The sequence below is a fragment of the Rhodohalobacter barkolensis genome, from assembly GCF_002834295.1.
Lineage (GTDB): Bacteria > Bacteroidota > Rhodothermia > Balneolales > Balneolaceae > Rhodohalobacter > Rhodohalobacter barkolensis.
Window position 1 is genome coordinate 274,437 of sequence record NZ_PISP01000001.1, and the last position, 13,259, is coordinate 287,695.

The 13,259-nt window shown below is 41.8% G+C and carries 9 protein-coding genes; 1 reads left to right on the top strand and 8 read right to left on the bottom strand.

From position 1 onward, the window contains the following. Positions 1 to 96: 96 nt before the first annotated feature. On the top strand, positions 97 to 1,575 hold the full coding sequence (locus CWD77_RS01055; protein WP_101071368.1) for a hypothetical protein: 1,479 nt from the start codon (positions 97 to 99) through the stop codon (positions 1,573 to 1,575). A 28-nt stretch (positions 1,576 to 1,603) separates the two neighbouring features. Here CWD77_RS01055 and CWD77_RS01060 read toward each other — a convergent pair whose 3' ends face one another. The 8 genes from CWD77_RS01060 to CWD77_RS01095 are packed head-to-tail and all read right to left on the bottom strand — an operon-like array spanning position 1,604 to position 13,256. Beyond that, entirely contained in the window at positions 1,604 to 2,398 is a 795-nt protein-coding gene (locus tag CWD77_RS01060; RefSeq protein ID WP_240596587.1) for a purine-nucleoside phosphorylase, read from the bottom strand. Then, positions 2,395 to 3,186, bottom strand: a complete 792-nt coding sequence (locus CWD77_RS01065; RefSeq protein WP_101071372.1) for an MBL fold metallo-hydrolase — start codon at positions 3,184 to 3,186, stop codon at positions 2,395 to 2,397. Before CWD77_RS01065 ends, CWD77_RS01060 begins: the two co-directional genes overlap by 4 nt. Positions 3,187 to 3,231: 45 nt before the next feature. Further along, positions 3,232 to 4,233: a PhoH family protein gene (locus tag CWD77_RS01070; RefSeq protein ID WP_240596589.1), complete on the bottom strand. Its 1,002-nt coding sequence runs from the start codon at positions 4,231 to 4,233 to the stop codon at positions 3,232 to 3,234. A 52-nt stretch (positions 4,234 to 4,285) separates the two neighbouring features. Further along, positions 4,286 to 4,975: a ribulose-phosphate 3-epimerase gene (rpe, locus tag CWD77_RS01075; protein ID WP_101071374.1), complete on the bottom strand. Its 690-nt coding sequence runs from the start codon at positions 4,973 to 4,975 to the stop codon at positions 4,286 to 4,288. A 13-nt stretch (positions 4,976 to 4,988) separates the two neighbouring features. Continuing rightward, on the bottom strand, positions 4,989 to 5,816 hold the full coding sequence (locus CWD77_RS01080; RefSeq protein ID WP_101071376.1) for a PASTA domain-containing protein: 828 nt from the start codon (positions 5,814 to 5,816) through the stop codon (positions 4,989 to 4,991). A gap of 28 nt (positions 5,817 to 5,844) precedes the next feature. Beyond that, the gene (locus CWD77_RS01085) at positions 5,845 to 6,819 is read right to left on the bottom strand and encodes a hypothetical protein (protein ID WP_101071378.1); all 975 of its coding nucleotides are present in this window, start codon (positions 6,817 to 6,819) and stop codon (positions 5,845 to 5,847) included. Further along, entirely contained in the window at positions 6,816 to 10,046 is a 3,231-nt protein-coding gene (locus CWD77_RS01090; protein ID WP_101071380.1) for a TolB-like translocation protein, read from the bottom strand. Before CWD77_RS01090 ends, CWD77_RS01085 begins: the two co-directional genes overlap by 4 nt. 45 nt (positions 10,047 to 10,091) lie before the next feature. After that, the gene (locus CWD77_RS01095; RefSeq protein ID WP_101071382.1) at positions 10,092 to 13,256 is read right to left on the bottom strand and encodes a T9SS-dependent M6-like inactivated metalloprotease; all 3,165 of its coding nucleotides are present in this window, start codon (positions 13,254 to 13,256) and stop codon (positions 10,092 to 10,094) included. Between the last annotated feature and the right edge of the window lie 3 nt (positions 13,257 to 13,259).

Genomic DNA, 13,259 nt, shown 5'->3' on the forward strand with positions numbered 1-13,259 from the left:
TATCAAAAGGTGAATGAGTGAGCTTTAAGCATTTGAAGTAACTACAGATCGGGAATTTTTGGGAATGGCAACATTCTTATAATCGTTTTCGACATCATGAAAAACTTCAACAGCTACCGAGTTTTTAAACGAAACGATAAAGAGCTAAATCCGGATGGAGAGTATGTTCTCTATTGGATGCAGATTAACCGACGGTTCCAATACAATTTTGCATTGGAGTATGCTGTAGGCTGGGCCAATAAACTCGGAAAACCACTTCTGATTTTAGAAGCATTCTCCTGCGATTATCCCTGGGCAACGGATCGCTCACATACATTTATGATGCAGGGAATGAAGGAGCATCTGGACTATGCTACAGATCAAAAATTGAATTATGTCTCTTTTGTGGAAAAGGAGGCGGGTCAATACAAAAAGCTGCTCTTCGATCTGGCATCAAATGCCTCTGTTTTAATTACAGATGAATACCCCGTTTTTATCATGAAAGAGAGAAACCGGGAGTATCCAAATGAGGTGAAAATTCCATACTACACGGTAGACAGCAACGGACTGATCCCACTCGGTTTAACCGAAAAAGATCCCTACAGCGCATACTTTTTCAGAAAAATTATGCAGAAACACTTTGTTGAGGCGTTTACCCATCCACCCAAGCAGAATTCATTAGACGAGTTAGAGAACAATTCAAAGATTGAATTACCGCAGTCAATTTTTGATGATCTTCCCGATGCAGAAAATTCATTGAATAATATCCCCGATTTTATTGAACATCTGGATATTGACCATGAGGTAAAACCGATCGAATGGATGGGAACACGGGCGGCCGGTCTTGGAATGCTGGGGCAGTTTATCAGCCAAGCACTTTTGGAGTATGATGATAAGCGGAACGATCCGGATGAGAAGAAGACGAGTCAGCTGAGTCCCTGGCTTCATTTTGGTAAAGTCTCGGAATACGAAATTGTGAAAGCCGTTATGGAGTATCAGCCGGAAGGGTGGGATCTGGATAAAATCACATTCAACAAAGGTTCAACCGGTGGATTTTTTAACGGTAATCCGAATATTGACGGATTCCTGGATGAGGTGATTACATGGCGTGAAGTCGGATTTCACTTTGCTCATCACAGAGATGACTACGATCAGTTTAAAAGCCTGCCGGACTGGGTATTGGAAACAATGAACGAACATCGTGATGATCCGAGAGAGTGGATTTACAGCTACGATGAACTCAAGAATTCGAAGACTCATGATGAGATATGGAATGCGGCTCAAACTCAGCTTCGGGAAGAGGGCATCATCCACAACTATCTGAGAATGTTGTGGGGAAAAAAGGTTATTGAGTGGACTCCGGACCCGGAAACTGCACTTCAGTATTTGATTGACCTCAACAACACCTACGCCATTGATGGTCGTGACCCGAACAGCTACTCCGGTATTTTCTGGTGTTTTGGACGGTTTGACCGGGCTTGGCAGGAGAGACCCATTTTTGGAAAACTAAGATATATGACCAGCGAGAGCACGCGAAAAAAGGTAAAACTGAAGGAGTATCTCAATAAATATGGGAGTCAAAAAAGTCTTTTATAAAATACTTGTCTGAGCCCGAAATTTTAAATCAAAGTCTGTCAATCAGTTCTGTAACCAGTTTTGCAAAATCATCTTTGCGACTTTCAGCAGCTGCTTTTACTTCAGAATGATCCAGCTTTTGGTTTAACACACCGGCGGCCATATTAGTAACCAGTGATATGGCTGCAGCAGGCAGTTCAAGTCTGGAAGCTTCAATCAGTTCCGGTGCAGTGCTCATCCCCACAACATCTGTACCCATCACACGAAATGCGCGGATTTCTGCTTTGGTTTCGTAACTGGGGCCCTTTGCGTAGAGATACGTACCTCGTTGAACCTCGAGCCCGATTGATGCGGCTATTGATCTCACTTTATCTGCTACAGGTCCAAGATTGTATCGATAGGGTTGGGAGACTGCAGGCGCTACTTTCTGGAATATCCGAAAAACATCATCTATAACCATCAGGTCGCCTACTTTAAACCGGGTATTGATTGCACCGGCAGCATTTGATACAATCAGTTTTTTAGCGTTAAATGCTTTGGCTAGGTGAACGGGGAGAACGGTGGTTTCTAACGGATGTCCCTCATAGTGATGAAACCGGCCAGAGAATGCTATAATTTTATGACCTTTAGTAGTACCGGTAAATAGCTCACCTGAATGCCCCGTTACGGTAGTATGAGGGAACCCGGGAATTTGATTGTAAGGAATTGAAAAAGGCTCATCTATGGTTGTTGAAAAATCGCCCAGACCTGAACCTAAAATTATAGCAGCTTCAATTTCCTCAGGAAAATCATTTTGAATCAGGTACGATTTTATTTGATCGATTTTGTCAGGTAGTTTCATCATGATACATTTTCAATTGTATATCCCTTCTTTTTATCGAAGCCCGTTAGTTTAAAAATCGGATTTATCGGTTCATGATAGGTCATGATTGCATAACCTTCTTTATAAGCCAACTCTTGAAGCTCTGACCTGGCCTTTACACTCTGCTTGGGGTCGAAGTCATACTTTGCCTCGAAGCTACGATTTATGGCGCTTCTGCGCCCCAATATGTCTCCCGCCATAAGGTAACGATCATCACCGTTTTCGTAAAAAAGTACCTGATGGAATTCGGTATGCCCGCCAATTCTCTTCGTTCGTACATGATCGATCTGATTCTCCTCATCATTCAAAAAATTGAGGTCAGCATGAGAATCAATAAAGTTGAAGAAGTCTCTTACATCGTCATCCTCTTTTTCGATAATGGACCTGAGCTTTCTCCACCCATTCTTTGATATCCAAACCTTTGCGTCGGGAAACGTAAGATCCCAATACCCATTTTTTCGGTTTGCTAATCCTCCGATATGATCAAAATGGAGATGGCTGGCAAAGATATCCGATATTTCAAAATCCTCAACTCCTTTGGATTCCAAATTTTCCAGAATGGTATCTATAGAACTGTTCTCACCCAGCAAATCACCAAGTCCCACATCAAAAAGAATATTTTTCTCGCCATCCTGTATTAAAAACGGATTAATGGCAAGCTTGAGAGCCCCTTTATTTGGTGGATCATCTCTGCTAATTCGTTTGAAATTTTTATCAAGCCCCACAGAGAATGTACCTTCATACAGTGGTGTAACTTTGATATTGCTCATAGTTTGAATAAACTTAAATCGTTAAAGGAGAGACGGGATCTATTATTACTTTTCAAATTTTTCGTATGCATCAATGATGTCACGAACCAGCTTGTGCCGCACAACGTCTTCCTGACTTAAATAGACGAACGAAATTCCATCTATGTCTTTCAGAATATTTTGAATAGAGATCAAGCCGGACTCTTGTTTTTTAGGAAGGTCCGTTTGAGTGACATCGCCGGTGATAATCGCCCGGCTATTAAACCCAATCCGGGTAAGGAACATCTTCATCTGCGTATTGGTGGCGTTCTGCGCCTCATCCAGAATCACAAAAGCATTGTTTAGCGTACGACCACGCATGTAGGCCAGGGGTGCAATCTCAATAGTATTTTTTGCCAGCTGAAATTCGAGCTTATCAAACTCAATCATCTCTTCGAGTGCGTCATAAAGCGGACGGAGGTAAGGATCGACTTTTTCCTTTAAGTCTCCTGGCAGAAAACCGAGATTTTCACCGGCTTCAACCGCCGGTCTGGCAAGTATAATTTTTTTCACTTTTCGCTCTTTCAGTGCTTTAACTGCAAGTGCAACAGATGTGTAAGTTTTACCGGTGCCCGCCGGACCAATAGCGAAGAGAATATCATTGTTTTCAGAAGCTTTTACGATGTTTCTCTGACCGGGAGTTTTTGCAGAGATAGCTTCTCCGGTATGCGTATGGATAATTACATCACCTTTGTCCTGAGTAAAGGGTTTTCGTGCAGGTGATGAACTGCTGTCTCCCTCAGTTTTATCAGCCAGAGCCAGCAGTGTGGAAACATCCTGAGATTTAATGTGCCCCGTTTGTCTCCCAATTGAAATCATTTCACTCATGATCTCTTCAATAGCACTTACTTCATCCTGGGGGCCTAAAATTTTAATTCGATTTCCTCTGGCGGTAATCTTTGTAGAGGGGAAGGCCCGATCAAGTTGATTCAGATGTTCATCACTAAATCCTAAGATTACAACCGGATCCAGATCTTCGATGAAAATCGTTTTTTCAATGAGTTTTTGGGATGTTTCGATAGGAGTCAATATTTAAAGTTGGGTTTAGAATTTAAAGATAAAGGTTCTATGTGAAAATGATTTAAACGACCTTCTCCGAACCTTTTAAAGCAAGTGAATTGAGTTCGCTGATTCTTTCAGGAATATCTTCTGCTTTAAAGACACTGCTTCCGGCCACAAGTACATCCACACCTGTCTCAACAAGTTTGGAGATGTTTTTGGTTCCTACGCCACCGTCTATTTCAATAAGGAACTCAGCATTTAGTTCACTTCGGATCTGTTTAAGCTCCTGAACTTTCCGGTAACTGGACTGAATAAATTTTTGTCCGCCAAATCCAGGATTTACACTCATAATCAATGCAAGGTCTACATCAGGTAAAATAGGTCGAAGTAGATCTGTACTTGTAGCAGGATTAATGACCACTCCCGCCATACAACCGTTTTGTTTAATACTTTGAATGGTTCGGTGAAGATGTGGACAGGCTTCGTAGTGAACAGAGATTAAGTCTGAGCCCGCGTCTGCAAAGTCATCAATATAATTGTCCGGATTTTCAATCATCAGATGAACATCTAGAAATGAGTCCGGTACAGATTTTCGAACGGCTCCTACAATTCCCGGTCCGTAGCTGATATTTGGCACAAAATGGCCATCCATGATATCACAGTGGAACCAGTTAATTCCGGCATCTTTACATGTTTGAAGTTCATCACCAAGTTTCAAAAAATCAGCGGCCAGTATAGATGGAGCCAGTATCGGTAGATCAAAATTCATGTTAAGTGATTTATTAATTATCTATTTGAGTGGTATCAGGTGGGGTTGTGGCAGTTGAGTCGTCGACAACAGCTCCTGATTCAGCTTCTTCACGGGCGTCAAAACGTTCTGCAATAACCAATTCAATGGATTCTCCTTCCTGGAGTTCAGGTCCAACCGGACTGTATGAAAGAACCGTATTTGGAGTAACATCCCTTGCCGGTTCAAAACGTAATTCTCCAACTCGTAATCCTGCGGCCATAATTTTTTGTTGCGCTTCAGACAGTCTCAAACCCTCCACGTCAGGCATTTGTACCATTCTTGCACCCAAGCCATCACTGACTACAAGGTTTACAACAGTACCGCGGTCAACGGTATCTTCCGGGGCTATTGACTGGCGTAAAATCGTGTTTCTGAAACGGTTAGATTCATAACTGATAGAACCTACAGTTAAGCCATTATTTTCCAGCTGAAGCCGAGCATTGCGAAATGAGAGATTCTCTACTTTGGGAACCACCACCTGCGGTGTTGATTCGGAGTTAACGGTTAAGTAAACCTTTCGATTGGGTTTTACGAGTTGTTTTGCCGAGGGTGACTGATCAATAATGTAGTTAGCCGGATAAGCTGAGTGAGCTCTGCGGTCATGAATTTCATATCGAAGACCATAGTCGATTAAAAGAACCTCGGCTTCTTCGAGAGAAAGTTTGGTTACATCTGGTACGGTTACACCTTCATTGTAATTCGTGTAATTAGGCATAATTACAAAATCCATCAACAGGACGAGAATAGCACCTAATGTGACTAAACTGCCAAGAGAGATGTAGAATGTTTTATTGGTCAGTAATGCTTTTAATTTATCCATGGTTAAAAATACAATTTTCCATCAGTTGTTAGAAACGGACAGTCATACTTATTTGTCGTCCGGGTACAATACTTGGAGTTGCTTCTACTCTGTTTTGTTTCAGCTGAACGGTAAACAGTGCATCAAAAGCTGATGCAACATGATTAACCAGCAAAACCATTTTAAATGACCGGCTTGTTCTGTATAGATCATTAAAACGTTCGGCATCATCAGCAAATTGCCAAAAAAGGGGACTGGCATAAGCACCGTTCCGATCAAATAAATACCGTTGATTGTAGCTTTCTCCCGTATGACCGAGTTGGTCGTGAAAATCGTGGTAGTCTCTCCATCCGGCCTGATACTGATAGTACTTTGCAATCAGTTCGTAGTATTGCTGTGAGCCATAAGCCGGAAGTGTGTGAGAAAAACGATTAGCAGACAGGTCATCCGTAGTGAAATACCGGGTATTTCGTTCACTGTTCCGTAATACATTGATATCTACTGCACTCCAGTCAATATCGGTATCAAAAGCCGGATCAAGTCCTGAAACTTCATTTCTCAGATCTTCAATGTAGGGGTTGTTAATATTATGTACGTCATGGTACTCAACCAGCCATTGAGCATACTGAACCACACTCCAATTCTGATCCGCGTTTCGTTCATAACTGTTTTCAACTCGTGATCCCCGGTTGTGAAAATCGATAGCCAGAACAATTGCAGTGGCTTCAACAGCGGCAAAAAAACCGGCTCGAATCCAGTTTCGGTTAAACGCCTGTGCTGATCCGGGTACTATGGCAGAACTAAAAAAGGCTAAACCGGGCTTAGACTGAAATGAACCTGAAATAGAATAATCGTCAGCAGAATTGAATCTGGTTGTAAATGCAGGGTCAACCAGGTCGAACTTGTTTAATTCCTGAGTCGAGGTAATAACCTGTTCACCCGGGTTGCCGGTACGTTCCACCTGCTGCGAGTGTACGGATAAGGGTAAAAGTAAAAAAATCAGAACGGCTGTAAAACGAATCATAGAAGATCAAAATCGAAAGTTAAGCCGAAATAGAACAACAGTTCACGACCGTATTGAACTCCACCACTTTCCTGCGTGGTAACAAACTGAGATGGCAGGTTCACGTCGAACCGGTTGAATCCGTATGAGGTATTGATGAAAAATTTCATAGGGAAAAGATAGGCATTGTTGAATGCAAATCGCAGTTCTGCTCCAATTCCCGATTTTAGATTATTTCCGATCTCTAAAGGGCCTCCCCAGCCGTTTCCGGTTTCCGCATACAGGTGTGCAAAAAGTTTGTCTAAGGTATAAGGGCCAAATTGTTTGTTGATTTGATCGATAAGCGGTGTGATGTAGGATGTACGAATAAATGCTGTTCTCTGCCCTCCAATAGCAAAAAATGGATAAGATCGCAGCCCTCCCAAACCGCCACTGTAATCAAGATAAAAATAGTCTTCAGGGGTATTTAAATATGTGTAGGCGCGAGATGTGATCAAACCGGTTGATCGATTGGAAATACTAAATCCGTACTGTCCGCTCCACTCCAGAGAGTGATTCTTCTCCCTGTTGTAAATCGGAGAAAGAGAGCCATCTTCAAGTTCAAAACGATCCAATAGCCTTCCGGGTTGATATCGATAAGTGAACGAACTTTTGATTCCTTCAGGAGCAATGTCGGAGTGTCTGGTCGGCTCAATAAGCTCTGCGTGATAGGCTGCAGAAAATGTTGCCCCTTTAAAATACTCTGATGATGAGCCCGGAATAAACTCCTGGTACTCTTCAGAAAAAAATCCGTCACTTGTTACGGTATAGGGAGAGTAGGTTGCTCCCAGTTCCAATAAGCTCCACCGATTTAATTTACTTCTTAAAAATAGGTTCGCTTCCCAAATGGAATAGCGGGTATCAATCTGGCGTATTTCCGGCAGACAAGATGTACACTGAAATTCTTCAAATTCGAGCCCATTTTTGACGTTTCTCTTGAGATTATAAAGCTCAATGGAAATGGTTGGAGACCAGCTTCTTTTTATGAACGGAAGTCCTTTATGTTCTACAATAAAAAACAGATCTCTGTCCAGATTATTTAATCGGGATGGAGAGAAAAAATCACCGATGCCATCTGCAGATCTTGAACCGAATCCGAAAAGTGCTCCGCCAAAAATTGAGATGTTCTCAGTAACATCACGCGTGGATAAATAAGTGCCAATTTTGAGATCTCTCCACAAATTCTCAGAAAGTGAACCAAACTTACCTGATGTAATTAATTCACCATTTCCACCCTTTAATTTCGAATAATTATCAAAGCGAACAACCGGGAATATCGAGAGACCGGTAGTAGTTTCACTGTAAGGCTCAACTTGATATGTTGGAGCAAGATCTTCAGTCTGATGGGTATTGATAAACCTCTCCTGATCCGTATCGTTTTTATTAATGTCAGCAGTGAATTCTGAAGCAATTGAACTAAGGGATGATTTCGTGATTTTGTATCCACCGGCTTTGTACTCTGCCATGTAGAGTTCTTCATCGTAAACATGAGGCATGAATGCCCCGCCAAGTACATCGGTTACTTGCTCAATCTGTTCGGTATTAAGATTTAAACGATAGATATTGAAAATTCCTGTTTGATCGGATGAGAAGTAGAGGAATTCTCCTGTAGGTTCAACCCAGGGATCTCTGAAATCAACGTAGCGATCTGAAAATATTGAGTTGATTTCTCCGGTCTCTAGATCATACTTATAAAGATTCCGGTTTGATTTGGAAGCAGCCGAAAAGTAGATGCTGGAGCTATCAGTATGCCAAACCGGGGTGAAAACTGTTTCACCACTGTTGAAATCGGTTAGCTGAGAAATCTCTCCGGTTTTCGGATCTGCCAAAACTAAATTTTGGGATCCCTGATACAGCTGAACTGCAGCAATTTGATTTGAAGAGGGGCTCCAAGCTGGATCCTGGATTCTTGAATCTGTGGTAATCTTTCGACTTTTCTGCTGATCAATATTGTAGATATAAAGATCATTATAGGTTTCGCCGTAGCGATTTTTCTCAGCTCTGCTATAGATAATTTCTGTTCCGTTGGGGGAGAATGAAAATCTGCTGCTTATAAAATCCAATGCAGCGTTTGAGGTGAAACCGTGTAAACTATGATAGTTTTGATCCCCGGTCATAGATTCACCACTGCTTAAATCATCAATTTTTGTCACTTCTCCGTCATCCACTAAGATTAAAGCATTGCGTGCATAATCTCTTCCCCTGTTTGAGAGGTATGCAAACCTTGATTCAACCGGGCTAAACTGCGGATGGAAATTAAAAAAGCCGTCATCCTCTACAACTACTGTTTCGGTTTGGTGTACCTCGTTTGAGACGGAGGAATACTCTTCTTTTTTTGTATGTATCCAGTCATCAAATAATTCTTCACCAGAGCTCCCGGTCACGGCTTCAATGGTTTTGCTGAAATTTGATTGACTGCCGGAAGCCGATTCAGTAGTAATATCAGCCAGAACTTGTTCTCCAAATCGATTCGCTAAATAAATAGTAAATCCAAATCCCTGACTATATACCAATTCTCTTTCAAGACTGCTTTTAGAATCAAAAACTCCCATCTCAATAAATCCAAGATTCGTTTCTGATAGGACTTCGGTTCGAAGCAACATATCGCGATGAGAGTCCCAATAGTCATATTCCATTCCGGTTCGCTGGTACTGAGCTGTTCCTTCGGCAAACCAAGCCGGTATATTCAAAGTGGCAAACGGAAGGGTTACGACACCTTTGGGAAAACCGTACAGTACATCGGGCCGGCGAACATCCTCGTAGGATAGCCACTGAAAATAGATGGCTGGAATCCGGTTACTCCTTTTCATAGAGGCACCAAGCTGCACCATGTGTGTAAATTCGTGAGGGATTACATTATCCAGCCAATCGTGGGTTCCCCTCAATGGAGTATCCAGGGGAGGAGTCCAGATTTCGATTTTATTATCAAAAAAGAAAGCCGCACCGTTTGAATAGTCCTCCCGGTCTCTTAGAACGATACTTATTTTCCGGTCCGGTACATATTCATAAAGTTCAGTAATTGGGTAATAAACAGAATCAGCTATTGCTGCAGTTCGTTCGGCACTCACTATGCTGCCCTCCTGAAAGTGAATCAGAAAATGATCACTTTCGATGGTAAACCAAGGCAAGTGATTTTGCGGATAATCGTAAAATTGAGGAGAAGTTTGACTATAGGATGTGTGACTGATCCCAATAGACACGATGAGCATAAAAATTATGCATGCCCCAAGCCGATATGTTTTTGAATGAATCAATTATCTGGCAATTGCAATTTTAATCAGTTTACTCTCTTTCTTTTCATTTATCTCGGCAGTAATGAGAGCAATATAACCCCCACTGGCCCAGGATGAAGTATCAATGGAAATCTCTTCCGGTAAACCACCTCTGCTTTGAAATTTGCGATCATAAATGGGGCGTCCGCTTAATGTTGTGATCTTAATTTCTATTTCGGCCGGTTCGCTTGTTTGAAACCTTATATTAGTGTCATTTTGAGCAGGATTGGGCCAGTTATAAGTCTCGTCTTTATTTAAAAGCGTAAAATCAGGGATTTGTGTATCAGCCGAAGAAATGTTAGCCGTACTCTTATTGTCGTTTTGAATACCATAAACAGAGCCCCAGCTGATTTCCCCCATCTCTGGAAATTCCCAGATTTTGAGATCTCCTGCCGGGCTCACTGCGGCAACATAATGATCAAATATGACAGGATTGATAATTCTTTGGTCTAAATTTTGAATTCCACCAACAAGAAGTGGAAATCCATCTAAAAGCTCGCCACTGGTATCATACGCGTAGAGATTTAGAGACGACTTGTCTATTCCGGCGATCAAGATATTCATTTGATCATCACCATTTATATCTGCAATTAGCGGAGTTCCGGAGAACTGAACTCCGGCAGGAGGGTTGAGTGGAAAATAATCTAAATATGATCCGTTTTGGTTCAATGCAATGAGCGAATGATTCTCTTTGTTAACAAAGATAAATTCCGGTGCTCCATTATTAGTTAAATCTGCAACAGCCGGTCGTTCGAGTGATGCTCCATCGTGCAATTGAATAGGCTGATTGTAATCGTTATCCGGAGTAAAAAGTTTTAACGATTTATCCTCAACAAGGTAAAAAAGTGGATTCCCGGATTGCACTCTGATTAAACCTGCATATAGCCTTTGCCTACTTGATTCATTGAATATTGTATGTTCTGAAGATCCGCCGGGGTATGAGATGATAAAGTTTTGACCTGAAAGGGATGCGGAATATCCAGCTTCACTATCAGTTCTGAAAAAAGTTTGATCAGGTACAGATTCGGCGGTTTGATTGTCAATATTAAATCGGAAGGCAGATCCATCTAAATCTATATATCCGGTTTCAACCGAGCTTAAATTTCCACGATTTGCAGGTACTGTGAATTCATCAATCAGCTGAAGTGTTTCACCATCCCATTCAGCTGTTTGCAAAATTATGTTATCTACAGATGAGGCGGGATTTGGGGATAAGTAAATTTTTTCATCTATAATGCTATAGAGGGGTTGCTGATAGCTTTGCAGATCGGTTATCGGAGATGATAATACTTCATCATTTAACGAGTAGACCTGGAGTCCATCGTTTCCGGGAATGAGTATGTGTTGATTTCCATTTCGGGTAAAGGATGACAGTGAAAGAGGGTAGGAGTTCCAGTAGTCGTCACTATCGGGTGTGAAGGTTTCAATGTTGAGGTCAGAACGATCGATAGATAAATTGTAGAGATCTTCGAATGGATTTACCGGCCTGATACTAAAATTTGCAGTGGGTAAATTATCGGAGAAATCGAACAGCTCGAATGTTGAAATTGCTCCTGAATGACTGTTGTTTTGGGGAGTTGTATCTGGGCCGAATCTATTTTCATAAAGTGTGATACGATCTGTTTGAGTGATGACCGTAGCATCATTACCGCTCCACCAAAAATCAAAGGCTGATCCGTTCGATTCATTTTGAAATAGACCTACTGAAACCGGTCTGCCGATATCCTGAGCTCCATCCGCTTCAATTAATTGAACTCCTTTTCTGGATGGGTCATCATTAACACCCAAATTCTGAATCAACTGTTGTTCAATAACAGAATCATCAATATGCCAGATTAAAATCCCTCCATTAAGCTCGCGGTTCCCCTCTTCATCCAATCCGCCCGGGAGAGAAAAATCGTAATGAGAAACATCAATGATAACACCCGGCTCTAACAGTTCATCAAATCCGCTTCGTTGATTTGTAAAATCAACATCACTGTGGGAAAATGTTTGCTCTACGATTGATCTGTCGGGCTTCTGTATTGTAAGTGTAACGCCATTACCGTCAGGATCTCTATGACGGTTTTCTAGGAGGAAATACTCGGTGGAAGACAAGGAAATTTGTGCAGTACTGCTTTGTCGATTCAGTGATGAAACAGGTAGATTTACTGATGTTTCCTGATCTGTGTCATATTGAGTCGGTTCAGTCCAGCCCAGGTGGAGTTTTTCCCATGCGGACATTTCAGGCGGGAACAGACCATTATAGGCAAAAATACCGGCTCCATCCATCAATCCAAATCGACCGATTCCGGACTCACCGGTTTGAGTGTTAAACAGATCGGGCAACCCCAGGTGACTACCCAGTTGTGCAGTTAGCATTCCATTAATAGAAAGAGGGAGTACATAACGTTCGCCGGTCAGATCTTCACCTGATCGGCTGAGGGTGCGGGGTATAATAAGGCTGTTGGTAACCAATATATTACCGTTTTGAATGGGGAATCCGCTAAAAGAAGGATCACCCATCATTTCTGAAAGGGCCTCATTGCTGAGATAGACGGATGGAATATCCTGAGGTGTTCGGTCTAATGTGGTACCGGTGAGTTCAATATCTCTTCCAACACCGGCATGAAAAATAACAAATGCGATATTGTCTCCGGGCTGTAAAGATGGGACTTGCATATCCGATTCTGCCACGGTTTCCCAAACCTCACGCGTTAACTCTGATAATTGAGATAAATCAGGTTCTTCTCCAATTGGAGAGTAGTATTCCATTTTATTAGATAATCTGATTACTTCTGGCAGTACGGAATATTCTATCTCTAATTGACCATCAGACATTCGCTCGAAATAATTTTTAGAAAACCGAAGATGTGCTTCGAAATAGGAACGATCGTGAGGAAGAGCATCCACTGAAGTTCCCGGATTTTCTAAGTAAGGGATACTTCCGGTTTCAAATGTACCATTACCCGACGTAAATCGATTATCATCAGGTTGAAATTCTGCCATCACACCAATGATGTGAAGAGTCCCATCAACCGGAGAGGGAGTCAGTGAATTTAAAGATGAGCTGTAATCTTGAGAATAGACTGATGGAGAACATAAAAAACATAAAAAAAGCAGTGATATAATATGCTTACCACTGCTTTTGAAATGTCTATAAATCATTCA

Coding starts and splice junctions, on each gene's coding strand:
- CWD77_RS01085 (WP_101071378.1), bottom strand. CDS start 6,819: ATGATTCGTTTTACAGCCGTTCTGATTTTTTTACTTTTACCCTTATCC.
- rpe (WP_101071374.1), bottom strand. CDS start 4,975: ATGAATTTTGATCTACCGATACTGGCTCCATCTATACTGGCCGCTGAT.
- CWD77_RS01090 (WP_101071380.1), bottom strand. CDS start 10,046: ATGCTCATCGTGTCTATTGGGATCAGTCACACATCCTATAGTCAAACT.
- CWD77_RS01080 (WP_101071376.1), bottom strand. CDS start 5,816: ATGGATAAATTAAAAGCATTACTGACCAATAAAACATTCTACATCTCT.
- CWD77_RS01060 (WP_240596587.1), bottom strand. CDS start 2,398: ATGATGAAACTACCTGACAAAATCGATCAAATAAAATCGTACCTGATT.
- CWD77_RS01055 (WP_101071368.1), top strand. CDS start 97: ATGAAAAACTTCAACAGCTACCGAGTTTTTAAACGAAACGATAAAGAG.
- CWD77_RS01065 (WP_101071372.1), bottom strand. CDS start 3,186: ATGAGCAATATCAAAGTTACACCACTGTATGAAGGTACATTCTCTGTG.
- CWD77_RS01095 (WP_101071382.1), bottom strand. CDS start 13,256: ATGATTTATAGACATTTCAAAAGCAGTGGTAAGCATATTATATCACTG.